This window comes from Acinetobacter sp. YH12076 (assembly GCF_013419525.1).
Taxonomy (GTDB): domain Bacteria; phylum Pseudomonadota; class Gammaproteobacteria; order Pseudomonadales; family Moraxellaceae; genus Acinetobacter; species Acinetobacter amyesii.
In genome coordinates this window covers 100,555-124,657 of the sequence record NZ_VOZY01000013.1, presented here as the reverse complement: position 1 = coordinate 124,657, position 24,103 = coordinate 100,555, and the positions used below count along the sequence as shown (strand labels likewise).

General features: G+C 41.8%; 21 protein-coding genes, 6 tRNA genes and 1 pseudogene. 8 read left to right on the top strand and 20 right to left on the bottom strand.

Annotated features, from left to right (window positions below; translation table 11 throughout):
* The first annotated feature begins 272 nt into the window (after positions 1-272).
* Genes FTU22_RS13515 through FTU22_RS13505 form a run of 3 tightly spaced genes read left to right on the top strand, consistent with a single transcriptional unit; the run spans position 273 to position 2,475 of the window.
* The gene (locus tag FTU22_RS13515; RefSeq protein ID WP_180094941.1) at positions 273-773 is read left to right on the top strand and encodes a YfiR family protein; all 501 of its coding nucleotides are present in this window, start codon (positions 273-275) and stop codon (positions 771-773) included.
* On the top strand, positions 770-1,987 hold the full coding sequence (locus tag FTU22_RS13510; protein ID WP_180024518.1) for a diguanylate cyclase domain-containing protein: 1,218 nt from the start codon (positions 770-772) through the stop codon (positions 1,985-1,987). The genes FTU22_RS13515 and FTU22_RS13510 overlap by 4 nt, the downstream gene beginning before the upstream one ends.
* Positions 1,988-1,995: 8 nt before the next feature.
* On the top strand, positions 1,996-2,475 hold the full coding sequence (locus FTU22_RS13505) for an OmpA family protein (RefSeq protein WP_180024519.1): 480 nt from the start codon (positions 1,996-1,998) through the stop codon (positions 2,473-2,475).
* 114 nt (positions 2,476-2,589) lie between these two features.
* Here the strand turns inward: FTU22_RS13505 and FTU22_RS13500 are convergent.
* From FTU22_RS13500 to secA, 10 genes are all read right to left on the bottom strand, one after another.
* Positions 2,590-2,666 (bottom strand) — tRNA-Pro (locus FTU22_RS13500).
* A 17-nt stretch (positions 2,667-2,683) separates the two neighbouring features.
* Positions 2,684-2,759: transfer RNA gene (locus tag FTU22_RS13495), tRNA-His, on the bottom strand.
* A 105-nt stretch (positions 2,760-2,864) separates the two neighbouring features.
* Positions 2,865-2,941 (bottom strand) — tRNA-Pro (locus FTU22_RS13490).
* Between the two features lie 3 nt (positions 2,942-2,944).
* Positions 2,945-3,020 (bottom strand) — tRNA-His (locus FTU22_RS13485).
* A 44-nt stretch (positions 3,021-3,064) separates the two neighbouring features.
* Positions 3,065-3,141: transfer RNA gene (locus tag FTU22_RS13480), tRNA-Arg, on the bottom strand.
* A gap of 45 nt (positions 3,142-3,186) precedes the next feature.
* Positions 3,187-3,263, bottom strand: a tRNA-Pro gene (locus FTU22_RS13475).
* A 154-nt stretch (positions 3,264-3,417) separates the two neighbouring features.
* Entirely contained in the window at positions 3,418-4,485 is a 1,068-nt protein-coding gene (nadA, locus tag FTU22_RS13470; protein WP_180094939.1) for a quinolinate synthase NadA, read from the bottom strand.
* Positions 4,486-4,634: 149 nt separating this feature from the next.
* Positions 4,635-5,855 (bottom strand): bifunctional glutamate N-acetyltransferase/amino-acid acetyltransferase ArgJ, encoded by a 1,221-nt coding sequence (argJ, locus tag FTU22_RS13465; protein ID WP_180094937.1) that lies wholly within the window; start codon positions 5,853-5,855, stop codon positions 4,635-4,637.
* A gap of 160 nt (positions 5,856-6,015) precedes the next feature.
* Positions 6,016-6,372 carry a hypothetical protein gene (locus FTU22_RS13460; RefSeq protein WP_078194125.1) on the bottom strand — a complete coding sequence of 119 codons (357 nt, stop codon included), beginning with the start codon at positions 6,370-6,372 and terminating at the stop codon, positions 6,016-6,018.
* A gap of 144 nt (positions 6,373-6,516) precedes the next feature.
* Positions 6,517-9,240 carry a preprotein translocase subunit SecA gene (gene secA, locus FTU22_RS13455; RefSeq protein ID WP_180094935.1) on the bottom strand — a complete coding sequence of 908 codons (2,724 nt, stop codon included), beginning with the start codon at positions 9,238-9,240 and terminating at the stop codon, positions 6,517-6,519.
* 337 nt (positions 9,241-9,577) lie between these two features.
* On the opposite strand from secA, the gene FTU22_RS13450 reads away from it, so the two are divergent.
* From FTU22_RS13450 to FTU22_RS13440, 3 genes and pseudogenes are all read left to right on the top strand, one after another.
* A complete protein-coding gene (locus FTU22_RS13450; protein WP_180094933.1) occupies positions 9,578-10,213 on the top strand; it encodes a peroxiredoxin in 636 nt (211 codons plus the stop codon).
* A gap of 310 nt (positions 10,214-10,523) precedes the next feature.
* Positions 10,524-11,117 (top strand): annotated as a pseudogene (locus tag FTU22_RS13445) (MBL fold metallo-hydrolase); the annotation flags it as partial.
* Positions 11,107-11,700 carry a dual specificity protein phosphatase family protein gene (locus tag FTU22_RS13440; protein WP_180094928.1) on the top strand — a complete coding sequence of 198 codons (594 nt, stop codon included), beginning with the start codon at positions 11,107-11,109 and terminating at the stop codon, positions 11,698-11,700. The pseudogene FTU22_RS13445 and the gene FTU22_RS13440, both read left to right, overlap by 11 nt.
* Before the next feature lie 20 nt (positions 11,701-11,720).
* On the opposite strand, the gene FTU22_RS13435 is transcribed toward FTU22_RS13440, so the two are convergent.
* From FTU22_RS13435 to trpA, 4 genes are read right to left on the bottom strand one after another with little or no spacing between them, the layout of a single operon-like run.
* Positions 11,721-12,704: an SPOR domain-containing protein gene (locus tag FTU22_RS13435; RefSeq protein ID WP_180094926.1), complete on the bottom strand. Its 984-nt coding sequence runs from the start codon at positions 12,702-12,704 to the stop codon at positions 11,721-11,723.
* The gene (folC, locus tag FTU22_RS13430; protein WP_180094925.1) at positions 12,701-13,984 is read right to left on the bottom strand and encodes a bifunctional tetrahydrofolate synthase/dihydrofolate synthase; all 1,284 of its coding nucleotides are present in this window, start codon (positions 13,982-13,984) and stop codon (positions 12,701-12,703) included. Before folC ends, FTU22_RS13435 begins: the two co-directional genes overlap by 4 nt.
* Positions 13,981-14,877 (bottom strand): acetyl-CoA carboxylase, carboxyltransferase subunit beta, encoded by an 897-nt coding sequence (accD, locus tag FTU22_RS13425; RefSeq protein ID WP_111885388.1) that lies wholly within the window; start codon positions 14,875-14,877, stop codon positions 13,981-13,983. Before accD ends, folC begins: the two co-directional genes overlap by 4 nt.
* Entirely contained in the window at positions 14,874-15,677 is an 804-nt protein-coding gene (trpA, locus tag FTU22_RS13420) for a tryptophan synthase subunit alpha (protein ID WP_078191221.1), read from the bottom strand. The genes accD and trpA overlap by 4 nt, the downstream gene beginning before the upstream one ends.
* 363 nt (positions 15,678-16,040) lie before the next feature.
* On the opposite strand from trpA, the gene FTU22_RS13415 reads away from it, so the two are divergent.
* Positions 16,041-17,375: a Na+/H+ antiporter NhaC family protein gene (locus FTU22_RS13415; RefSeq protein ID WP_180094923.1), complete on the top strand. Its 1,335-nt coding sequence runs from the start codon at positions 16,041-16,043 to the stop codon at positions 17,373-17,375.
* 84 nt (positions 17,376-17,459) lie between these two features.
* On the opposite strand, the gene FTU22_RS13410 is transcribed toward FTU22_RS13415, so the two are convergent.
* Entirely contained in the window at positions 17,460-18,488 is a 1,029-nt protein-coding gene (locus tag FTU22_RS13410; protein WP_180094921.1) for an AraC family transcriptional regulator, read from the bottom strand.
* A gap of 145 nt (positions 18,489-18,633) precedes the next feature.
* Here FTU22_RS13410 and FTU22_RS13405 point away from each other — a divergent pair, with 145 nt between their 5' ends.
* On the top strand, positions 18,634-19,509 hold the full coding sequence (locus FTU22_RS13405) for a metal-dependent hydrolase (protein WP_078191325.1): 876 nt from the start codon (positions 18,634-18,636) through the stop codon (positions 19,507-19,509).
* A gap of 51 nt (positions 19,510-19,560) precedes the next feature.
* Here the strand turns inward: FTU22_RS13405 and FTU22_RS13400 are convergent, their stop codons facing one another.
* From FTU22_RS13400 to FTU22_RS13380, 5 genes are all read right to left on the bottom strand, one after another.
* Positions 19,561-20,553: a DUF2804 domain-containing protein gene (locus FTU22_RS13400; protein WP_180094919.1), complete on the bottom strand. Its 993-nt coding sequence runs from the start codon at positions 20,551-20,553 to the stop codon at positions 19,561-19,563.
* A gap of 145 nt (positions 20,554-20,698) precedes the next feature.
* Positions 20,699-21,217, bottom strand: coding sequence for a DUF1543 domain-containing protein (locus FTU22_RS13395; protein WP_078194137.1), 519 nt, complete (start codon positions 21,215-21,217; stop codon positions 20,699-20,701).
* Between the two features lie 22 nt (positions 21,218-21,239).
* The gene (locus tag FTU22_RS13390; protein ID WP_078194138.1) at positions 21,240-21,965 is read right to left on the bottom strand and encodes a CPBP family intramembrane glutamic endopeptidase; all 726 of its coding nucleotides are present in this window, start codon (positions 21,963-21,965) and stop codon (positions 21,240-21,242) included.
* Positions 21,966-22,159: 194 nt separating this feature from the next.
* Entirely contained in the window at positions 22,160-23,386 is a 1,227-nt protein-coding gene (gene trpB, locus FTU22_RS13385) for a tryptophan synthase subunit beta (RefSeq protein ID WP_078194139.1), read from the bottom strand.
* Positions 23,370-24,011: a phosphoribosylanthranilate isomerase gene (locus tag FTU22_RS13380; protein WP_180094917.1), complete on the bottom strand. Its 642-nt coding sequence runs from the start codon at positions 24,009-24,011 to the stop codon at positions 23,370-23,372. The genes trpB and FTU22_RS13380 overlap by 17 nt, the downstream gene beginning before the upstream one ends.
* Positions 24,012-24,103: the final 92 nt, after the last annotated feature.

Genomic DNA, 24,103 nt, shown 5'->3' with positions numbered 1-24,103 from the left:
AACTTCCTTTCTAAAACCCAACTTAATCAATTCAACCAAGTCATTGTTTTATCAGAAGTTTTAATCTTCATCACCGCCGATGGATGTGCATTCTACAGCATTTCTGATCCAACGCAACACCTTTTTTATGATTTATTTTACGCATGTCGTTTTTTTAAACACATAAACATTCTTTTGTATTATTATTGGGCTATATACGCCCTATTTCATATAATAAAACGTATATACACCCAATTTTCATTCCATTTAATTTTAGACATTTTTGATTTCGTATGGTTGTTTTTAAAAAAACTGCCTATTTAATAATGGCGTGCTCCATTTCACCCTTATTATATGCAGCTCCCACAGCAAATATTTTCACAACCACTTTCTCTATTTTGAGTTATGCCAAGTGGGAAACCACTTCACCCAAATTTTGCGTGATTAATAATTCAAGTTTAGTCAATGATTTTAAAAAACTTGCGCCAACCCACAGCACTTATAAAATTACAGCCATCAATGTGATTGACATCAAATCTAGTCATTGCCAAGTTTTATTTTTTTCCAATCTATCAGCAAAAGAAGAACAAAGTATTTTAAACAACCATGTTAATTTCCCCGCCCTCTCTCTAAGTAGTAACAATAGTGAGTGTGAGTCTGGCAGTGCATTTTGTTTGTATAAAAAAAATCAAAGTTATTCGTTTAAAGTTAATATGGAAAGCTTAACGCAGTCACAAATACATATTGATCCACGCGTTTTATTACTGGCGAAGTCATCGGAGTCAGCTGAATGAAACAACTCTATAACCCAATTACATTACACCAATTATTTACGCGTTCGCAGCTCACTATCTTTGCTTTAACTTTTACGATTTGTTCTGCGATTTTTTTGGTTATTTCCACTTATACTATGCATACCTATGCAAAAAACAGCTTAACGATTTTATCAAATGCGATAAACGAACGTGTTCAACCCGCTGTGGTGTTTAATGACCAAACAACGATGCGTCAAATTTTAAATGAATACACTCAACTGTATCCCATTCGATCGATTGAAATTACCAACCATCAAAAAGCGTCACTTGCTCATGCTGAGCAACAAGAAATTTCAACATTTTCTAGCCAAGCGATTTTAGATTATTTCTTCTTCAGCCAACCGATTCGTTTAGATATTCATCATGATCAGAAAAGTTACGGCGAACTGGTCGTATATGGAAACTCTTCAGATTTAGTTAGTTTCTTCCATAAAATTTTATTGGGTTTATTTTTAGGCTTTATACTTTTATTGGCTACCGTGTTTTGGTCGGTTAATTCTGTTTATCAATACTTAATGCAATCCGTTCGCTCTATTGTGGAATCTGCTCAGACCATTAGTATTAAGAAAGATTATAAAATGCGGGTTTCAAACTCTGATATTCAAGAATTACACGCACTCAGTACCGCCTTTAATGGTTTACTCAGTGAAATAGAACAGTCAAATAAAAACTTAATCTCAGAAAATGACAAGCTAATTCATCTAGCACGTCATGATGCATTAACCCAATTGCCAAATCGCAATTATTTTTATGAAAAGCTATTTGAGCTATTTGACTTACAAGCGAACGCTGCCGTGTTCTTTGTCGATATTGAAAACTTTAAACATGTGAATGACCAATATGGACACTTAGCAGGGGATGCAGTACTACGCGCCTCATCACATTGTTTAAAACAAGCACTACCAGATGATGCTTTCGTTGCGCGACTCGGTGGTGACGAATTTGCAATTATTATCAATCATTTAAATTTCCTGACAGAACTCGAAGTCTTTTGTCACAAAATACATGACTGCTATGGTTCCACATTTGTTTATGAGCAACATAATATTGCATTACAAGCTAATATTGGTGTGGCACTGATCCAAAATGCAAAATCGCCAGAAGATTTGATCGCAGATGCGGAACGCGCGATGTATGATGCTAAACTTTCTAATAATCATTGGTGCATTGCACTTCAACGCCCCAACTCATAGGATTTGCTATGTTAAAGAACGCATTTAAAGTTTTATTTATACTTGCATTCACGGCTACTATGACAGCCTGCATGAGTTTAGGTAACTTAAGCTACAAACAAGCACGTATGCTTAAAAAAGAAGGTTTTGTCTTGACCAATGATGGTTGGACACTTGCCCTACCAGAACGACTTTTATTTGGTTTTGATGATTATCAAATACAACCTCACCAAGAAGGCAAACTAAATACCCTCGCCACTCAACTGATTAAATATGACCTAAACAAAATTAAGTTTATTGGTCATACGGATAATGTTGGACAATCCAATTACAACCAACAACTGTCAGAAAAACGTGCGCAAAGCGTCGCAAACGTCTTTTTAAAGCAAGGTTATAACAGTTCAAATATTCAAATTATTGGCCGTGGTGCTGAACAGCCGATGGTCTCTAATGACACTGAAACCAATCGTGCCATCAACCGTCGCGTAAATATCACCATCATTCCCTAAATAGCAGAATATAAAAAAGCCACCTTATGGTGGCTTTTTTATTGTGTTTATAAATTTTAGCCATAAAAAAACCGCTATATGCGGCATCTTTTACAGTATTGTTTTTGAAATAAATGGTCGGAGCAGTAGGATTCGAACCTACGACCCCCTGGTCCCAAACCAGGTGCACTACCAGGCTGTGCTATGCTCCGCTTTCAACTTTAAAAGTTGGGGTGAATGATGGGATTCGAACCCACGACAACCGGAATCACAATCCGGGGCTCTACCAACTGAGCTACATCCACCATCATGTTCTTGCTTGTGAATAACCAATATAACGCATTTTAAATTACAGGCATAAAAAAACCGCTGTATGCGGTATCTTTTATCGACCGTTTTCTTTGAGAAAATGGTCGGAGCAGTAGGATTCGAACCTACGACCCCCTGGTCCCAAACCAGGTGCACTACCAGGCTGTGCTATGCTCCGAATTGGGGTGAATGATGGGATTCGAACCCACGACAACCGGAATCACAATCCGGGGCTCTACCAACTGAGCTACATCCACCATCACAACAAGTTTCAGATTCTATTATCAGAACACCATTAAAATGGCGCGCCTGACAGGATTCGAACCTGTGACCATCCGCTTAGAAGGCGGATGCTCTATCCAACTGAGCTACAGGCGCATTACCGATGACATAGACTATCACGCGATTTTTGCCTTGAGAAATTGGTCGGAGCAGTAGGATTCGAACCTACGACCCCCTGGTCCCAAACCAGGTGCACTACCAGGCTGTGCTATGCTCCGTTTCATCTCAGCTTTCGCTGTATCGCATATCGTGCGGTACGGTGTGCATTCTAGGCGTGACGTTGATTAACGTCAACACCTATCTTCAAAAAAACATAAAAAATCATTTCAAGCGATTATTTATCAAGCACTTTAATCATTTTTCAAGCAAAAATTAACGTTTTAAACTGGCACTGAAATTCAACATCCGATCTAAAGGCAATTTAGCACGTTCAGCCAATGCCGGATCTACAAAAATTTCCTGATCGCCTTTTTGTAAAACTTCGAGAATGCCATCTAATTCATTCATCGCCATCCAAGGGCAATGCGCACATGAACGACAAGTCGCTCCCTCACCTGCCGTCGGTGCTTCGATGAGAATTTTATTCGGCACAGCTTGCTGCATTTTATAAAAAATACCGCGATCTGTTGCCACGATTAAACGTTCGTGTGGCAAGGTTTGTGCAGCCTTGATCAATTGCGAGGTGCTACCGACGGCATCTGCAATATCCACCACAGATTCTGGTGACTCTGGATGTACCAAAACTGCTGCATCAGGATACAGCGCTTTCATATTGGCAATACCACGTGCACGGAACTCTTCATGGACAATACATGCCCCATCCCACAGCAACATGTCTGCACCGGTTTTCTTTTGAATATAACGACCGAGATGCTGATCGGGTGCCCAAATAATTTTTTCGCCTAAACTATCTAAATACTCAACAATTTCAACAGCACAGCTCGAGGTTACCACCCAGTCTGCACGTGCTTTCACTGTCGCCGAGGTATTGGCATATACCACAACCGTATGATCCGGGTGTGCATCGCAAAATTTGGTAAATTCATCGACCGGACAGCCTAAATCAAGTGAGCATGTTGCCTCCAGAGTAGGCATCAGTACGGTTTTTTCAGGAGATAAAATCTTCGAGGTCTCCCCCATGAATTTCACCCCTGCAACCACCAACGTCGTTGCTTGATGGTCACGACCAAAACGTGCCATTTCAAGTGAATCCGAAACGCATCCACCGGTCAGTTCTGCTAGTTCCTGCACTTCAGGATCACAGTAATAGTGTGCAACAAGGACAGCGTTACGTTTTTTGAGTTCCGCTTTAATTAATTCAAACTTTTCAAGCTTTGCAGCTTCCGTTAAGTGATGCTCTTTAACATCGCCCAAACGATCCAAATGCGCTTGTACAATTGATTTTGCTTCATTTGCAATTAAGTTGTTTGCATTATTCATCACAACGTCTTCTCTATCCTTAATGCCTGTTACTACACAGGTGCTTCACAACTGACCTATAAATATGGCACTTGGCTATTTTTACCGGTCATTAAAAAGTTCCACTTATAAAAAAGCCTCACAACGGAGGCTTTTCAAAAACATCAAATTTATGAACGGTAATCTGCGTTAATCTTAACATAGTCATACGACAGGTCACAGGTATACACAGTATCTCGCGCACTGCCACGTCCTAAATCTACACGGATCGTGATCTCAGATTTCTCCATCTCTGCAGCCCCTGCTGCTTCGGTATAATCTGCTGCGGCACCACCGTCTTTACAGATTTGAACATCACCTAACCAGACCTGAATTTTTTCAACATCTAGGTTTGGCACACCTGCATAACCAATAGCTGCCAAAATACGGCCCCAGTTTGGATCTGATGCGAAGATTGCAGTTTTAACCAACGGTGAATGTGCAATGCTATAAGCAATATCACAACATTCTTGAGTATCTGCGCCGCCTTCTACCGCCACAGTAATAAACTTCGTCGCACCTTCACCATCACGGACAATGAGCTGTGCAAGACGTTTCATTACACGTGTTAACACGTCTAAAACAGCAGCATAACGTGAATCTGATTCTGAAGTAATTTCTACGCCACCAGCTTGGCCCGTTGCAATCAAAATACATGAGTCATTCGTTGAGGTATCACCATCCACCGTAATACGGTTAAACGACAGGTTAACTGTGGTTTTCAAAAGCTGTTGCACCAGCTCACGGCTAATGGGTGCATCAGTTGCCACATAACTCAACATGGTCGCCATATTTGGACGAATCATGCCTGCGCCTTTAGAAATACCTGTCATGGTATACAGAACGCCATCTAGTTCGAACTGTTCAGATGCACCTTTAGGTGTTGTATCAGTGGTCATAATGCCCGTTGCCGCATCCAACCATGCATCTTCCTGCAAACTATCTAATGCTGGTTGCAAGCCTTGAACCAAACGATCAATAGGTAATTGCTCGCCAATTACACCCGTTGAAAATGGAAGAACTTCTGTATTTTGAACACCTGTCAGTTCTGCCAGTTTCGCACACGTCGCCTCAGCATTTGCTATGCCGATTTTGCCAGTACCGGCATTGGCATTTCCGGTGTTAATCACTAAATAACGTGGATTACCTGCCAATAAGTGCGCTTTCGAAATATGGACCGGTGCTGCACAAAATGCATTTTGAGTAAAAACGCCTGCGACATTAGAACCTTCAGCAAATTCAAAAATGACAAGGTCACGTCGGTTCTGATAGCGCACATATGCTTCAGCCGAACCGATTTTTACACCTTTCACCACATGCATCTGTGGCATAGATACGTCACCAACTGCCATTTTTCAACGTCCAACTATATGAGTTATAAAAAATACAGCTTAGTGCAAAATCTATAAAAAATCGAGCAGAAGCACGGTTTTGCTGTAATTTTATTGTGGATTTCTTTTGCACATAAAAAAACCAGCCTTTCGACTGGTCTTTATCGCTGTTCGTCGTAAATTAGTTACGCGCCAGCTGAGTTGCTTCATCAAGAAGCACTTGTTTCGCTTTTTGTTGACTCGCAGCAGAAAGGGCTGGGTTTTCAGCCACAATACGGTCAGCATTCGCCGCATTGGCTGCTGCAATTTTTGCAGTTTGCAATACGATTGGACGATTTGGATTGGCAAAGGTATAACGAATACCCGTACGCGGGCTTGCTACAGTCACTTGACCGTCAGTACCAACCTGTACTTGAGTTGTTGTTGGACCAACTGCTTGTTGAACTTTCTCTAAAGAAGTCGTCTGAGGAGCGTTTGCAAAGGCAAAAGTTGGCAAAGCCAAAGCAGCAATCATGAACGGTTTTAGTACTTTTTTCATTGTCTTTTCCGTCTTACGGTTATTGATAGAAACTAAATAACATTTAATCTACTGCACTGCAAATACTATTCAGGTCAGATTAGTAGTGTAAATAAAAAATCAGAGCGCGAAGGCTCTGATTTATTTGAAATTAAACAATGCTGTTTAAATTTTACCGTGACATTGTTTATATTTTAGACCTGAACCACATGGGCAAGGCGAGTTACGACTTTCTGGCGGAACAATCACTTGCTCTGCAGGTGTGTATTGCGCATCGATAACATCATTACCATTGGCTTCAGCCAACAAATTATCAAAGTCATTGTGTGACAATTGAAGATTCATTGATTCAGCTTGAGCCTGTTTTTGAGCTTCCATTTCTGCAAGTTCTTCGGCTGTAGGCACATGAATACGAGATAAATCTGTCACGACATCGGACTTAATCACAGCAAGCATGTTTACAAATAAATTAAAGGCTTCTTTTTTGTATTCTTGCTCAGGATTTTTCTGCGCATAACCACGTAAATGAATCCCTTGACGTAAGTAATCCATTGCTGCCAAATGCTCTTTCCAATGGCGGTCCAATGAATTCAACATAAAGTGACGTTCGAGCATTGCAGCCGTTTCGTCACCCATTTGCGTACGACGTGAACGGTAGTGCTGAAGAACTTCATCAGTAATACGTTCAACCAAAGCCTCTTCATCCAAACGACGATCTTGCTCTAACCACTGCGAAATTGGCAATTCAATCGATAGATCTTCACGTAGCACCTTTTCAAGACCTTCTATATCCCACTGATCGTGAATAGACTCAGGTGGAATATATACTTCGATCATGCCTTTAGTCACATCCTGAATCATCGTTTCGATGTAATCTTGTAAAGACGGTTCAACAAGAATTTCATCACGCTGAGAGTAAATAATCTTACGTTGTTCGTTGTTTACGTCATCGTATTTCAATAGATTTTTACGAATATCGAAGTTACGTGCTTCAACTTTACGTTGTGCATTTTCAATCGAACGTGAAACCATTTTATGCTCAATGGCTTCATCTTCTTTCAGCCCCATGGCACGCATCATTGCAACTACGCGATCACCTGCGAAGATACGCATCAAGTCATCTTCAAGCGACAAGTAGAAACGTGATACACCTGGGTCACCTTGACGGCCCGCACGACCACGTAACTGGTTATCGATACGACGCGATTCATGACGTTCTGAACCAATGATGTGTAAACCACCAGAGTTCAGCACCATTTCATGATTTTGTTCCCACTCTGCTTTCAAACGTGCTTCATCTGCTTCAGTCGGCTCTTCAATCTTCGCCAGCAACGCTTTCCAGTTACCACCTAACAGAATATCAGTACCACGACCAGCCATGTTAGTCGCAATGGTTACTGCACGAGGTGAACCCGCTTGCGCAATAATATCCGCTTCGCGCTCATGTTGTTTCGCATTAAGTACTTCATGTTGAATACCAGCTTCTTTCAGCTTATCTGATAAAATTTCAGAGGCTTCAATGGTTGCTGTACCAATCAGAATCGGCGCAACACCCGCTTCATGAATACGTTGAATTTCTTGAATGATGGCGTTGTATTTACCTTCACGGTTTAAATAGATTAAATCGTTTTGGTCATTACGAATCATTGGGCGATGGGTTGGAATAAGTACAACATCCAAGCCATAAATTTCTTTCATCTCTGCAGCTTCAGTATCTGCAGTACCCGTCATACCCGATAATTTTTTGTATAGACGGAAATAGTTCTGGAATGTTGTAGTTGCTAAAGTTTGGTTTTCAGGCTGAATTTCCAAACCTTCTTTTGCTTCTACTGCTTGATGCAAACCTTCTGACCAACGGCGACCCGGCATGGTACGACCAGTGTTTTCATCGACAATGATCACTTCACCTTCGTGGATGATGTAATGCACGTTGCGTTGGTATAGGTAATGCGCACGAATGGCCGCAGAAACATGGTGTACCAAGTTTAAATTAGCAGATGAATATAAACTTTCACCTTCAGCAAGCAAGCCCATTTGAATCAATTCAGCTTCAACAGTTTCATAACCGACTTCGGTCATTTCTACAGAGCGCTGTTTTTCGTCAATCCAGAAGTGACCGCCATCTGGTACTTTTTCTTCTTTTTGTGCATGAAGTTTTGGTGGAATGCTGTTAATTGCAGCATACAACTGAGAAGAGTCTTCTGATTGACCAGAAATGATCAACGGTGTACGTGCTTCATCAATCAGGATCGAATCGACCTCATCGATGATGGCATAGGTTAAGCTGCGCTGTTTTTTCTCAGCAGCAGAAAACACCATGTTGTCACGCAAGTAATCGAAACCGAATTCGTTGTTGGTACCGTAAGTAATGTCAGCTCGATACGCTTGAGCTTTTTCAGTTGGGTCTTGCATTGAGTAAATAATCCCAATGCTTAAACCTAAAAATTCGAATAATGGACGGTTTAATTCAGCATCACGCTGTGCGAGATAGTCGTTCACCGTAATCACGTGAACACCTTCACCACTAATCGCATTGAGGTAACAAGCAAGCGTTCCCATGAGGGTTTTACCTTCACCGGTACGCATCTCTGCGATCTTACCTTCATGTAAAGTAATACCACCAATCAGCTGTACATCATAATGACGCATGCCCATGACACGCTTTGCAGCTTCACGACAAACAGCAAATGCTTCAGGTAATAATTTATCAAGGCTGTCGCCTTTTTTATAACGTTCTTTGAATTCTTCAGTTTTTGCAGATAAGTCTGCATCGCTTAGAACAGATATCGTCGGCTCGAGCGCATTAATCTTCTCTACGATTTTACGCATGCGTTTGAGTTCGCGCTCATTTTTGGTACCGAAGATTCCTCCGATCAGACTTGCCAACATGAATAGACTCTCTAAATCTTGCTTGTCAAATGAATATATTTTCTTAGTCGTTATTATGGTGCTAGAAATTCGAAGTACAAGGGTTTTGCACAAAAATCCCCTTAAATATTCTGCGCTCGGGTTCTAGCCCCGGAGACTTAAGGCAAGCTAATGTAACAAATTTTCTGCAGACAACATAGTGACTCTGTCCTGAGATATTTCGCATTTATCCCCCAATAAAACTGTTTTATATGAAATATATTCATAAAGAAATGAAAAAACACTATTTTTAATCATAAAAAAAATCCTTCATATTTATTTTTGAGTTAAACAAATTCAATAAATACGGGGATATTCCATGACGATTCGTTTAGGTGATACTGCACCAGACTTTACTCAAGACTCAAGCGAAGGCAGCATTCATTTTTATGACTTTTTAGGTGACAGTTGGGGCATTTTATTTTCGCATCCTGCCGATTACACCCCAGTCTGCACCACAGAACTTGGATTTACCGCAAAACTAAAAGATGAATTTATCAAACGTGGTGTCAAGGCCATTGCCCTGTCTGTTGACGATGTTGAGTCGCATCATGGTTGGATTAACGACATTAATAATACTCAAAATACCACGGTCAACTTCCCGATCATTGCAGACAAAGACCGTAAAGTGTCCGCCCTTTATGATTTCATTCACCCCAATGCAAGCGAAACATTAACTGTTCGCTCTTTGGTGATCATCGATCCACATAAAAAAGTCCGTTTAATCATTACTTATCCTGCATCTACAGGGCGTAACTTCCATGAAATTTTACGTGTCATTGACTCTTTGCAACTGACAGACAACCATAAAGTTGCAACACCGGCCAACTGGCAACAAGGTGAAGATGTGGTGATTGTGCCGTCATTAAAAGATGAAGAGGAAATCAAACAACGCTTTCCTCAAGGGTATAACGCAGTTACGCCTTACCTTCGTTTAACGCCTCAACCTAAGTGAGGATAAAACGGAGCATTACGCTGTCCGAGCGCAAGATAAGAAGCTCTGCTGTGAGTGACCAAAGCGAAGGTACAAATTTAACTATTTTTAAGTGCAGCACCTGACCCAACTCAGAATCATAACCATAGTTACTTATAGTTACTTATAGTTACTTATAGTTTTCCCCTCAGAACGAATGACGAGCCCGTTCTGGCATTCTCCAACCTGCTCATCTTCGGATGAGCTTTTTTTGATTACAAATTCCTCTCTGGGATTAGATTGGTTAAACATCACAATTCCGTTATAACTAAGAAAAACTTGAAAACAACAAACCGTGATTCATCAAATTCAAAAATTAGGCTTTAGGGCTCAAGATGTTAAACACATTTTGTTGTCACACTTAGATTTTGATCATGCTGGCGGGATCTCTGATTTTCCGCAGGCGACCGTGCATGTACTAGCCAGTGAATATAACGCCACTCAAAACCTTCATAGCTTAAAATCACGACTGCGCTATCGATCACAGCAATTCCAACTGCATCGTTATTGGAATTTTATCGAAAGCATCGGGACGCAAGCATGGTTTAACTTAGAACACACTGCCGGTCTGTCTATTTTTCAAGATGACATTTTAATGCTTCCACTTTTGGGACATACCGCGGGTCATGCCGGTATTGCGATTAAAAATAACCAGCGCTGGTTGTTATATTGTGGCGATGCTTATTACTCACAGCATCAATTAAATCCAAATTTTCATTCGCGGGCCTTAAATCAGCTTGAGCGTTTATTTGCCACCGACAATACACAGCGACTGCACTCCCTTCATAAGATTCAGCAGTTAGCGTAGCATCCAGACATCGATCTCATCTGTGTACATGACCCATTCGAATTCTCTCGCTATCAGAATACAAGCTATGACCGCTAAAATCCTACCAATGATCCTCCTTAGTGTTAGCTTCACGGGTTGCATGACATCAAATCCATTACCGTTAAATGAACGTCCTCAGCATTGGGGAAAAGTCGTTCATCAACAGCATAATTTTTATCAGATCAGCCCAACATTATTTCGCAGTGAACAACCTGATGCAGATCTCGCCCCTGTTCTACGAGAACAGCAAATCTATGTGATCATAAATTTACGTTCGCGGCATCATGATCCAGAACGCTTAAAAAATGCTATTGATATGCAAAAGATTAAATTTGTACATATTCCGATACACACGTGGCAAATCGTTCGTGAAGATTTACTGGCGGTGATGAAAACCATAAAAGAAGCTGAACAACAGCAGCAAAAAGTATTAATCCATTGCTACCACGGCTCAGACCGTACAGGAGCGAGTGTGGCCATGTACCGTATTATTTTTCAACATTGGTCCATTGAGGAAGCAAAACGTGAAATGAAACAAGGTGGCTATGGCTTCCACCCTATTTGGAAAAATATCGACCGATTATTCAGCCCTGAAAATGTAAAATGGATTCAGCAGCAACTACTGAATCCATCTTATTAAAGGTCATTCCTCAAATAAACTTAGCGTTTATCGAGTGGTACCCAATCAATCACCCACGCCGATTTCATATTCAAACTTGCATCTGAATTGATCTTTTTACGTGTTGCGTCCGCAGCATCACGGTCCTTCGAAGGGCCAACCATAATACGAATGCCTTTAGATGTCGGACTCTTTGTCACTTTATAGCCTTTTGCACGTAATTTTGCAGCGACGGCATCGGCATTGGCTTCATTGGCAGCCAGCGCAACTTGTACCATCCATTGCTTATCGCCATTTTCCAACAGATCACGTGCTTTTTCAGCTTCAGCTTTTTTCTTGGCTTCGGCTTTACGCTTTTCTTCTGCCTTGTGTTTTTCTTCAGCTTTACGCTTTTCTTCAGCTTGTTGCTTAGCTTCGGCTGCTTTCTTATCCGCTGCTTTTTTCTCAGCTTCAGCATGTGCTTTAGCTTTACGTTCAGCTTCTTTTTGAGCATCCGCTTTACGTTTTGCTTCGGCTTTTTGTTTATCTGCTGCGATACGTGCCTGATCAGCCTTTTGCTGCGCCGACTGAGTCTCTAACTTTTTTTGAGCCGCCAACTTATCCTCAGCTAAACGCTTTTGCTTGGCTTTTTCATCTTCAACCAATTCGGGCGGAATATTATCCGAACTTTGTTGAGCTGAACGATGTGCGTTTAATGCCGCATATTCTTCTGCTGCTTTACGTGCTGCATCAGCTTCCGCTTGTTGTTGCATCGCTAAAAATTCTGCTGCGCGTGCTTCTTGCTCCGCAACCGATTTTTCACGGGTACGTCGTTGTTCTTCGAGCAGACGCTTTTCAGTTTCAACATCAACAGTCAATGATGACATTTTACCCGCACCCTGACCTTGTTGCTCAACTTGAGCCATTTCAGGGGTTTGGCTTTGATTTTGATGTATTTCTTCTTTGCCTTTAAGTAAAAGTGCGGCCAGCAGTACACCACCACCTAATAAAACAACACCACCCATCCAGCGTTGTTTGTTATTCATTGACATTCTTCCAGATACTCCCATACCGCTTCTAAGGTATGAAATGAACCACATACCAGAATCAGCTGATTATTCTTTGTTTCTTCCAGCGCGGACTTAAAAGCTAATTGCACATTGTCATAATGTTCTACGACTTGATGCTGCAGTGCGCTACCCAATTGTGTGATAGATGCCGCACGTGGCACATTTAATTGTGCAATTTTCCACATTCTTACCGTATCTTTCAATAAGTTAACGACAGAATTTATGTCTTTATCAGTCAGCATGGAGAAAACGCTGATCACTTCTGTGTATTGTTTATTGTACTGGAGAAAATTTCGCAATTGCTTTAACAAAAATTCAACACCATGCGGGTTATGTCCCGCATCGAAAATCACCGTTTTTCCTGCAATTTCTCTAACTTCAAAACGGCCTTGTAACTTGGCATTGATAATCCCCTGAGCGATCGACTGCTGAGAGACCACCAAACCACTGGCCAATATTGCTGCTACAGCCGTAGAGATATTTTCGAGTGCCAAAGAACCCACGGGGAGTTTTAAGGTTGAACCTGATGAGGCAAACATCCAAGATTGTCCATTATCACTGTACTGATAAAAATAATCACGATTGAGTACATGTAAAGCGGCTTGGCAATCTTCTGCTTTTTGACGAATGGCTTCAGGCAAAACTTGCTGCCCACCAAAAATTACGGGAATATTCGGACGAATAATTCCTGCTTTCTCAAAAGCAATTTTTTCAATGGTGTCGCCCAACCAATCGGTATGGTCTAAACCAATATTGGTAATCACTGCAACATCTGGATCGACAACATTGACTACATCAAGTCGACCACCTAGGCCTACTTCAAGTACCCATACATCACAATGTTGTTGTTTAAAAATAACAAAAGCGGCCAAAGTGGTCGCTTCAAAAAAAGATAAACTTAATTCACATTCACGACGCGCCTGATCAACAGCTACAAAAGCATCAATCAGGGTTTGGTCGGCTACTTCAACACCTTGAAGCTTTACACGTTCATTGAATCGATAGATATGCGGTGATTGGTATAGCCCCACGTTATAACCTTGGGCATTTAAAATCGCAGCCAAAGTGGTCGTGGTTGAACCTTTACCGTTTGTTCCCGCGACCGTCAGCACTTTCGCATCAGGCTGGGTTACACCGAGTCGTTCCGCAACAGGAATTACCCGCTCCAGTCCTAAATCAATACCCGTAACATGAACATGGCTCCAATAATCGAGCCATGTGTTTAAAGAATCAGTTGCAAGTGGTGCTGTGTTCAAGGCAAGTTCATCAATTTCGCTACAATACGATAAACTGTATCACGTAATGCATGACGGTGGACAATTTGATCGACTACACCATGATCAAGCAAATATTCCGCACGTTGGAACGGTTCTTCCAATTTTTCACGTACAGTTTGCTCAATTACACGCTTACCAGCAAAACCAATCATGGCTTTCGGCTCAGCCAAATGAACATCACCGAGCATTGCCAATGATGCAGTCACACCACCATAGACTGGATGTGTCAACACCACTAGATAAGGCAAGCCTGCATCTTTCATTTTTTGGATGGCAGCTGAAGTACGCGCCATTTGCATGAGTGACAACATGCCTTCTTGCATACGCGCACCACCAGAGGCAGCGAAGCAAATAAGTGGTTGTTTGGATTTAATTGCAAGTTCAGCCGCTTGAACAAAGCGGTCACCTACAACAGTACCCATTGAACCGCCCATGAAATCAAATTCAAATGCGGTTGCAATCATTGGAATGCCTTTCAGCGTTCCTTGCATCACCACTAAAGCTTCTGTTTCACCGGTTTTCTTCTGCGCTTCAGACATACGGTCTGGATACGCTTTGCTATCTACAAATTTAAGTGGATCTTTGGCTTTAAATTCTTGACCCAATTCTTTTTGTACTTGGTCAAAGAACCAGTTCAAACGATCACGCGCTTTCATTCGCAAGTGTTCATCACACTGCGGACAAACGTAGGCATTAAATGACATTGCAGTACGAGTCACAAGTGCATGACACTCAGGACATTCAATCGTCGGCTCAGTAAATGTCGCCTTTAATGCTTGCTGTTCATCAGGTACATGAATACCTGGTACCGCACGCTCTGTCCATGGCGTAGATGCGCTCAGAATTTTGCCTGTTTTTGCGTCTTGACTCATACTAACTCATCGAGCGCAGCTCGAAGCTCCTTCACTTTATTCACTGTTTCGATTACAGCTTGTTCTGGCGCTAAGTTTGCAAATTGTTTAACAAAAGCACTACCTACAATCACCGCATCTGCAGCAACACCCATGGCTTTCGCCGATGCTGCATCACTAATACCAAAGCCAACGCCGACAGGTACCTGAGTATACGATTTGATTTTTTGAATACGTGCCGCAGCTTCAGCAACGTCTAAAGTCGCTGCACCTGTCACACCTTTCAAAGAAACATAGTAGATAAATCCACTGGCTTGTTTCACCACATGCTGAATACGTTCATCAGTGGATGTTGGCGCAAGTAAGAAGATTTGATCCATGTCGTATTTTTTCAATACTGCATCTAGATCTTTTGCTTCTTCTGGTGGAAGGTCCACCAAGAGCACGCCATCTACACCGCATTCATGTGCATAGGCAACAAACTTTTCATAGCCGATTACTTCAACAGGGTTTAAATAGCCCATCAGTACTACTGGTGTTTCTGTATCGTTTTTACGGAACTCTTTCACCATGTTCAAGGCATCTAGAGTATTGGTTCCTGCAGCAAGCGCACGCTCCGCGGCAAGTGCAATAACAGGACCATCCGCCATTGGGTCTGAAAATGGAAGACCCAATTCGATCACATCTACACCTGCCTCAACCATTTGATGTAACAAAGGTACCGTTACTTGTGGATGAGGGTCACCAGCCATAACATAAGAAACCAAGGCCTTACGCTGTTGAGATTTAAGCGTTCCAAATCGAGTGGCTAAACGTGACATAGGGTTATACTTTCCTTGAATGAATCAAAACTATGATGTGGGTTTTGTCGAAATACAAGACATCGCATTGTAACGCTATTTTTTACCCATTGAACAGGGCATACAATCCTCAGTCGGCATTTCTCATGCAAACATAATTTTCCAGAACAACCCGAAAGCATCATTTACCGATATTTCAGTTTTTTTCACAATGATCAAAGATGCCTAATTTTAGGATCTGGCAAAATTATAAGGTTTTAGATTAACTTAATTTTATCATCAAAAAAATGTTAAAAATAACAGGCTTAGCATTTACATTTTAATTTTCCTTAAATTGCAAAACCTGCTTTATACTAGCCGCATACTTTTATTTTTTTATCTCCTATGTCCTCCGATTCACAAGTGAAAGTGCCTGCTCGGGCATTTGCACTGCTCCCGCTTATTGTTTTTCTGACCATTTTTTTGGGCAGTGGTATTTACCATTCCATCATTGGAACTGAGTTTGCGTTCTATCAAGTGAAAGCCCCAGTCGCTGCTCTTCCTGCAATTGTATTGGCAATTTTGCTCTATCGCGGCAAGATAAATGACGCGATTGATACATTTATGAAAGGTGCTAGCCACCCGAATTTGATCTTAATGTTCATGGTCTTTATGCTCGCTGGTGCTTTTGCCAGTGTCAGCAGTGCCATCGGTAGTGTCGATGCAACAGTGCAGTTGGGACTATCGATGATTGCGCCTGAGTTCGTGCTGCCCATGCTGTTTATTATTGCGGCCTTTATTGCCACAGCGATGGGAACCTCCATGGGCACTATTGCAGCCTGTGCACCAATTGCCTTTGGTTTTGCTCAAGTCACCGAAATTGAAGTGGTGTATGCCATTGGTGCTGTGGTCGGCGGTGCTATGTTTGGTGATAATCTGTCGATGATTTCAGATACCACCATTGCTGCAACGAACAGTCAAAAAGTTCAGCTTCGCGATAAATTTAGAGTCAATGTTTGGATTGCTGTTCCTGCATCGATTGTCAGCATCTGTATCTATTTATTCATGAGTCAAGGCTCACAAGCGATTGAACACAAAGCTTATAATGCGTGGCTGATCTTGCCGTATTTAGCCGTATTTATTTTGGCCTTTTCACGTTTGCACGTGCTTGCTGTACTGACCATTGGTGTCTTACTGTCTGGCTTGATTGGTATGGTGATTCAACCTGAATTTAATTTCTTAAGCTTAAATAATTCTATTTATGACGGCTTTACCGGCATGTTTGAAGTTGCCCTGCTTTCTATTTTCTTGGGTGGTATTTCTGCCATTATGCAAAAAGAAGGCGGTTTAGAATGGCTAATTCAACGCATTTACAGCATGACACGCTACTTTAAAGTTGGTGCTGAACGCGCAGGTGAAATTGGTATCAGTTTCTTGGTGATTTTCTCCAACCTATTTGTGGCAAACAACACTGTCGCAATTATTTTATCTGGTGACATGGCACGTGAAGTCGCGAAAGAATATGGTGTAGACCCTAAACGTGCTGCTGCGCTCTTGGACATTTTCTCTTGCGTAGTCCAAGGTCTCATTCCTTATGGTGCACAGCTGTTACTGGCTTGTTCGATCGCAAAACTTTCGCCTGTGGAACTGATTGGTAGTGTGTATTACTGTTGGGTCTTGGCAATCTTTGCCATCCTTGCCATTTTACTTCGGTATCCAAAATTAAAAGCTGCGGCATAAGCTTGGCTTTAAAGAAAAGCGGTCGTTTGACCGCTTTTTTTAATGTTGTTTAAAAGGCTTTTCTTAACGAGCAATCTGCAAGTTTTATTCTAATCTCAAGGTTTTTTTTCGCGCTAATAATGTCTCTCCACTATATGCCTTAAAAGCACGTGCCAAAGCAGACTGATCTGAATATCCTAACTGCAACGCGATATCCGTCAAATGGGTTTGTTGTGAAAGTAGATATTCACAGCGTTTCATCCGTTCAAGCTCCAAAAGCCGTTTAAACGAGGTGTCTTTCTCCTTTAACTGTCGTTGCAAGGTTCTGACTGACAGATGTAACTCCTCTGCTAACCACTCTATTTTAGGGGCTTGCTGTTTTTGTTTGAGATGATCAGCGATGCATTGTTGCATCTGTAGAATTGGATCTGCATGTTGCGGACGAGCGGCTATCGCCTCTTCGGCCTGACGTAATAACAATTGCATCAGTGACGGATCAGCAAGTTCTGACTTTAAATCCAAACTATCGGCATGAATCACAAATGAATATTTAAGGGTCGAAAATTCCATTTGGCAGCCATAAAACTTTTCATAGTGATAACGTGCCATCCGCGGCGCATGGGCAAAATGAATGCGGAGTAACTTTAAAGAATCTGGAAAAATTTGCTTGGCCAAATGTGCCATACAGGCCATGGTCAACTCATTCACCAAAGCATATTCATCATCATGCTGTGGCCAAGACAGAATAATTTGATGATCTTGATGGCTCATATTCATTGGCACAATTTGCGCCCCATCAATCACCAAACGACTAAATCGCATCACATATTGCAAAGCATCTGCAACGCTATTACTCAGTGTCGCCATATAGCCTAACACCCCAAAATGCTCCGCACGAATATACTTGGCCATTTCAAAAACCAATTGCGGACAATCCAGATGCTGCTGAGTCAGTTGCATGATGCTGTTAAAAAAAGAATTCGGCGATTGAGAGTCGATCGGCAAAGACAGCACATGCTGAATTTGCGCAGCATACGGCGCAATCCATTCGAGCTGTGTATAGTTTAATTCACGCTCAATTAAGACCATATTCCACAGTTGGAAGTAACCATTTGGGATCTGAATTTCAGCCATCTCGCCCCTCTTTCTGACCTGCCAATTTTGACATTTTATATTTTCATCATGGCGTAAAATGTATAAAAATTGGCAATATCTGTCAAAACAAAGTGCAATTTCTCCGACATACTGCAATCAATACGACTCGCACAGAAAAAATATCATGAATGCTATCGTCAAATATCAAGTCGAACCCATTGTTCGCACAAAGCTGAATTTTAAGTTAGAAGAAATCCCGCGCTATTGGTTTGGCGGAGACCCCTTTTTAACACGTATGTTTGATGCCTTGAGCCTGACCTTTCCTGATGGCGAGCGCTATTTCATTGAATCTGTACGTCTGTTCCGTAGTCAAATTCAAGACCCTGATTTACAGCAACGTGTCGCTGACTTTATTCGTCAAGAAGCACAGCACGGTATGGCGCATGACAAAATGAACATGTTAATGAAACAACAAGGCATGCCTGTCGATGCGTTCATTAAACGTCTAAATAAAATTTTTAAATTTGAACTGAGCAAGCGCTCACCAGAATACAACATTGCCATGACGGCTTCCGCCGAGCATTTAACTGCGCTGATGGCTGAAACGTTCTGTAGCCAAAAGTCCGTCTTAGAATCTGCGCATCCTTATGTCCGTGCATTATTTATTTGGCATGCGATAGAAGAAATGGAACATCGCGATGTGGCTTTTGATGTGATGAAAGATGTGGCGAAGGTCGATGAAAATCTAAAGAAATTTACTTTGGTCTGGACCAGTGGATTGATGCTTGGCTTTACCTTATACCGTGCTAATGTGATGCTGAAACATGACGGTTTCAGCTTCACTGAACGTTTAAAATTAAATATGAAAGGCTTACCGTGGTTCTTTGGTAAAAATGGCACCCTCACCCGAATGAGCAAACCATATCGAGATTGGTTTAAAAAAGACTTCCATCCGAGTCAGCATCCCATTGTGCAAAATTATGATCTTTGGTTAAAAACTTATGAAGAAACCAATGATCCGATACAAGCAGCTGAAGTGTTTTGGCAAGCTGCAAAATAAAAATTGAATAAAAAAAGCCGCATCGATTGCGGCTTTTTTATAGGCTTACACTCACCATTTGGCATAGTGCTGCTCAAGTAAACCATATTCATTTAAGAATACAATTTCTTCGCCATCACGTTGAATTGTACCGCTAATTTTTGCCTGCCATTGACTGAACTGACTACCGACCAATCTTAAATTCAGGTTTTCATAGCGCCGCCAACCTGTGGTGACGATCAAATTTAAGCTGTTGTCTAATGAACTAATATTCCATTGATTATCGCCTTGTTGCTGAAACAGCACATCAGACATGGCATACAAATGTCCATTGACCCATAGGCAATTTTCATTACCAAAGCTTTCATTTACCCCAGAGGCAAGATTGATCCCAACGCGTCGATTTTGGCTATCCCAAAAGTTACACGACAGCCAAAACCATGCGGTTTCAGGACGAAGAAAACCACAGGTATCATCTAAAGACACCAATGTCCGGTCATGGAATTGAATGGTCTTGCCTTGCTTATTGATAAAAAAACCTTCACACCCTAACGTCGTCAATTTTTGAGTATAGGTCCAACCATTAATCCCTGTAGGGCTACACATACTCAGAGGATCTGTCCCTGCGCAAAACACTCGAGCGCTCAGTTTGAGTTCGCCATGTTTCGACATTTGAATGTATCGCACACCATTGGCATGCTGAATGTCCAGTTGAATCCCTGACTTAATAAAATGACTCTGATTAAATAAAGGTTGTTCATCTAAAACGGTATTGCGTGACAGGAAATTAATCGAATTCCATTCCAATACTTCATTCGAAATATGATCATACATATAGACAAAACCGTGCCCCGCCCACGCGATATCGGCGATCGCTAGACCAATCGTATAATGTTCATGCTGAATACAACAAAATTTAAATTTTTTATATTTTAAACGCTTACGCCAACCTTCAAGTCGTTTTCCATACGGTGTCTTATATTCATACTTACTTAAATCGATGCGATTGGGAAGTTCACTAAAACGCCCATAATGCGGCTGTCCATTCGGCCGTATTAAATCCATATACGCCATTCCATTGAGGTTTAAGGTCTAAATCCTGAATGTTATTATGCCTATTATTTAACGCCTGAAAAGACAATCCATCTGATTTCAGGCGAATATCACAAAAAAATATAAAAGCTGACATTTCAGCTCTTAATCATCACAATTATTCATTTATTAAGATGTAATCATTTTTCCATGAATTTTGCTGGCTATGCGGGGTTTCAACCAATTCGATATAGCGCCCATAGACATGATCAATCGCAATACAATCATCAACATCTAGGGTTCGGTCGGTATGTTGTTTTTGCCAATGTGACTCAAAAAAAGCCTTGCCCCGTTGTTTTGCAACGCTGGCATTTTGTCCCGTCACCAAAACATAACGATGTAATTCACCAAATTCGCGAGCATCATATCCCCCGAGATTAATCAGCCATAATTTTTCATCTTCAGCTCGGGGCGCAGCATCACAAAATTGGATACGATAATGCCGATTTTCAGTGCTGACTGTATGTACCTGTGCCCAAGCATCAATATGTAAGCCTTTTTGCTCACCAAACCATGCCGTTCTCAGTTGTGGATAAACCTCTTCTAATGCGTTACCCACTGCAAGAATGACATCATGCACTTCAATATTTGCTCTTGGATGGCGTCCGCCGAGCATCACCATAAATAAACTGGACACAATCTTCCCCCTATTTTTGACTTCAACTGCCCACATAGGGCTGAAGCAATTTCAATAAAATCACGCCGCCTAGCGATAGTACTGCATTGTTAACGAAATGAATGAGTAAGACATGCCAAATGTTACGCGTCCACAAATAGATGAGGTTGAGAAATAGACCTGCCGCCATAAAACTAATGGTCGCAATCAAATCGCCATTAAAATTATGATAATGAATCAAGCCGAATAAGATTGAGTTCAGCAAGACCAAAATCACTCGCCACAGCCAAGGCTGTACAAATAGCTTTTGTAACAAGGTATAGCGGAAAATAATATCTTCGAGCAAAGCGGTAAATAATGGCCCAAGACTGATGATCAGCAAACTAAAAAAGGCAATCGTATTGGGATCAATGGTCGATTCTTTTTCAATGCTCTCGCCCACTGGCAACAGACTGCGTGTAAAAGAAATCACCACTTGTAATACGACTGCACCGACAACCACCAACAGGCTTGAGCGCCAAAAGGCCTGTTTATACTTTTGCCAGTGCGTATACAGCATCGTTTTATAGAGCCAGCACACGGCAATAAATAAAATGCCGCGAAAGATCGAATCACCCAAAGCAACCTGAGCTGAAACACCAAAAAATTGGTCTAAGACATAACTGTTGAACAAGATCAGCGGAAGAATGCACAGCGCAAAAGTATCACGCCATTGCCAATAAATATGGGTTGGAAAGGATTCTGCACGAACCAATTGGGTAAACGTCATTGTTATAAAGTCTTTCTAAAGCAATAAAATTTACACAGCATTGTGATTTATTTCACACTTTTATTCTGCATCAGTTTTGTAGTGATTTGCCTTAATAAAATTTTCAGCCAAAAAAAAATCGCGCGGAATTGCTTCTGCGCGATTTTTAATTCACCCTCTCCAAACCTCTCCCAAAGGGAGAGGCTTAAAGGAGTTTACATCTCAACCATTTCCACGCCATCAATGCGGGCAACGGTCATTAAGTCTTTATCACCACGGCCTGATACAGTCGCAATAATGATTTGGTCTTTGTCCATGGTCGGCGCAAGTTTCGTCACATAAGCCATCGCATGTGAGCTTTCCAATGCAGGGATAATACCTTCAATTTGGGTTAAATCACGGAAGCCTTGTAGCGCTTCAGTGTCATTGATTGGCACATAGTTCACACGGTGCATATCTTTTAAGAAGCTGTGCTCAGGGCCTACACCTGGGTAGTCCAGGCCTGCAGAGATTGAATGTGTTTCAATGATTTGACCTTGATCATCCGACATCAAGTACGTACGGTTACCGTGAAGTACACCGACATGACCTGCGTTTAATGGTGCAGAATGCTTGCCCGTTTCAATGCCGTAGCCTGCAGCTTCAACACCGTACATTTTCACATCTTCATCATTTAAAAATGGATAGAACAAGCCCATCGCATTTGAACCGCCACCCACACATGCAACAAGAGCATCTGGCAGACGGCCTGCTTGTTCTTGAATCTGTTTACGCGCTTCACGGCCAATGATCGATTGGAAATCACGTACCAATTGCGGATATGGATGTGGACCTGCAACTGTACCAATCACGTAATAAGTTGAATCAACATTGGTTACCCAGTCACGCATCGCTTCGTTCATGGCATCTTTCAATGTTTTTGAACCGCTTTCCACAGGTACAACAGTCGCACCCAATAAACGCATACGGTACACGTTCATGGCTTGACGTTTTACGTCTTCCGCCCCCATAAACACCACACACTCAAGGCCTAAACGCGCTGCAATCGTTGCCGTTGCTACACCGTGCTGACCCGCACCTGTTTCGGCAATAATACGTTTTTTACCTGAAAGCTTAGCCAGTAAAGCCTGACCAATGGTGTTATTCACTTTATGTGAACCTGTATGGTTCAGGTCTTCACGTTTTAAGTAAATTTGCGCACCACCCAACTCTTTCGACCATCGCTCAGCATAATACAAAGGACTTGGACGACCGACGTAATACGCCAAGTCACGGTCGAATTCTGCCAAAAACTGTGCATCATCTTTCATGCGGAAATAGAGTTTTTCTAAGTCCTCAAGTGCTGCCATAAGAGTTTCTGACACAAAACGCCCGCCATGAATACCGAAATGCCCTAGTGCGTCAGGGAATTGGGTATAGTCAATCTTATTTTGCTGATCCACGATGGACTCCTTGCATAAAGCGTTCTATGAGTTGTTGGTCTTTAATACCTTTTGCCGATTCTACACCACCACTCACATCTACGGCGTAAGCACCAGTGATTTGAATCGCTTCTTCAATATTGTCAGGCTTTAAACCGCCCGCCAAAATTAAAGGAATATCGAGTTTTGGGAACTGTGCCCAGTCAAAGCTATGCCCTGTACCGCCTTTCAGCTCAGGATGCCATGCATCTAACAGTACGGCACTTGCCCCTGCTTCTTGAAAGGCTTGAATCTTGCTAATCACATCTAAATCAGGCTTGACCTGAATGGCTTTGTACCAGCGGCGTCCAACGGTCTGCGCAATTATTTGGCACTGTTCAGGGCTTTCATCACCATGAAATTGCAGGATGTCTACAGGTGAAATTTTTAAAATATTCTGTATGTCTGCAGCCAATGCATTCACGAATAAACCCACTGTCTGCACATACGGCGGCACATGCTGAATCAGCTCAGCAGCTTGCGCTGCCGTTACACTGCGCGGGCTTGGCGCAAAGAATACAAATCCGATCGCATCTGCGCCAGCTTGGACGACAGATTGAATATCTTGAATACGTGTAATTCCGCAGATTTTGGCACGGGTTCGCATGTTGTTTTGGCTCTGACTCCGCCCTATTCATAGCCTATCTATGAATATGAAGGCGAATCATTGTAATGCAATTTTCATGCATTGCGTGGATT

Coding starts and splice junctions, on each gene's coding strand:
- FTU22_RS13515 (WP_180094941.1), top strand. CDS start 273: ATGGTTGTTTTTAAAAAAACTGCCTATTTAATAATGGCGTGCTCCATT.
- FTU22_RS13510 (WP_180024518.1), top strand. CDS start 770: ATGAAACAACTCTATAACCCAATTACATTACACCAATTATTTACGCGT.
- FTU22_RS13505 (WP_180024519.1), top strand. CDS start 1,996: ATGTTAAAGAACGCATTTAAAGTTTTATTTATACTTGCATTCACGGCT.
- nadA (WP_180094939.1), bottom strand. CDS start 4,485: ATGAATAATGCAAACAACTTAATTGCAAATGAAGCAAAATCAATTGTA.
- argJ (WP_180094937.1), bottom strand. CDS start 5,855: ATGGCAGTTGGTGACGTATCTATGCCACAGATGCATGTGGTGAAAGGT.
- FTU22_RS13460 (WP_078194125.1), bottom strand. CDS start 6,372: ATGAAAAAAGTACTAAAACCGTTCATGATTGCTGCTTTGGCTTTGCCA.
- secA (WP_180094935.1), bottom strand. CDS start 9,240: ATGTTGGCAAGTCTGATCGGAGGAATCTTCGGTACCAAAAATGAGCGC.
- FTU22_RS13450 (WP_180094933.1), top strand. CDS start 9,578: ATGACGATTCGTTTAGGTGATACTGCACCAGACTTTACTCAAGACTCA.
- FTU22_RS13440 (WP_180094928.1), top strand. CDS start 11,107: ATGACCGCTAAAATCCTACCAATGATCCTCCTTAGTGTTAGCTTCACG.
- FTU22_RS13435 (WP_180094926.1), bottom strand. CDS start 12,704: ATGAATAACAAACAACGCTGGATGGGTGGTGTTGTTTTATTAGGTGGT.
- accD (WP_111885388.1), bottom strand. CDS start 14,877: ATGAGTCAAGACGCAAAAACAGGCAAAATTCTGAGCGCATCTACGCCA.
- trpA (WP_078191221.1), bottom strand. CDS start 15,677: ATGTCACGTTTAGCCACTCGATTTGGAACGCTTAAATCTCAACAGCGT.
- FTU22_RS13415 (WP_180094923.1), top strand. CDS start 16,041: ATGTCCTCCGATTCACAAGTGAAAGTGCCTGCTCGGGCATTTGCACTG.
- FTU22_RS13410 (WP_180094921.1), bottom strand. CDS start 18,488: ATGGCTGAAATTCAGATCCCAAATGGTTACTTCCAACTGTGGAATATG.
- FTU22_RS13405 (WP_078191325.1), top strand. CDS start 18,634: ATGAATGCTATCGTCAAATATCAAGTCGAACCCATTGTTCGCACAAAG.
- FTU22_RS13400 (WP_180094919.1), bottom strand. CDS start 20,553: ATGGATTTAATACGGCCGAATGGACAGCCGCATTATGGGCGTTTTAGT.
- FTU22_RS13390 (WP_078194138.1), bottom strand. CDS start 21,965: ATGACGTTTACCCAATTGGTTCGTGCAGAATCCTTTCCAACCCATATT.
- FTU22_RS13380 (WP_180094917.1), bottom strand. CDS start 24,011: ATGCGAACCCGTGCCAAAATCTGCGGAATTACACGTATTCAAGATATT.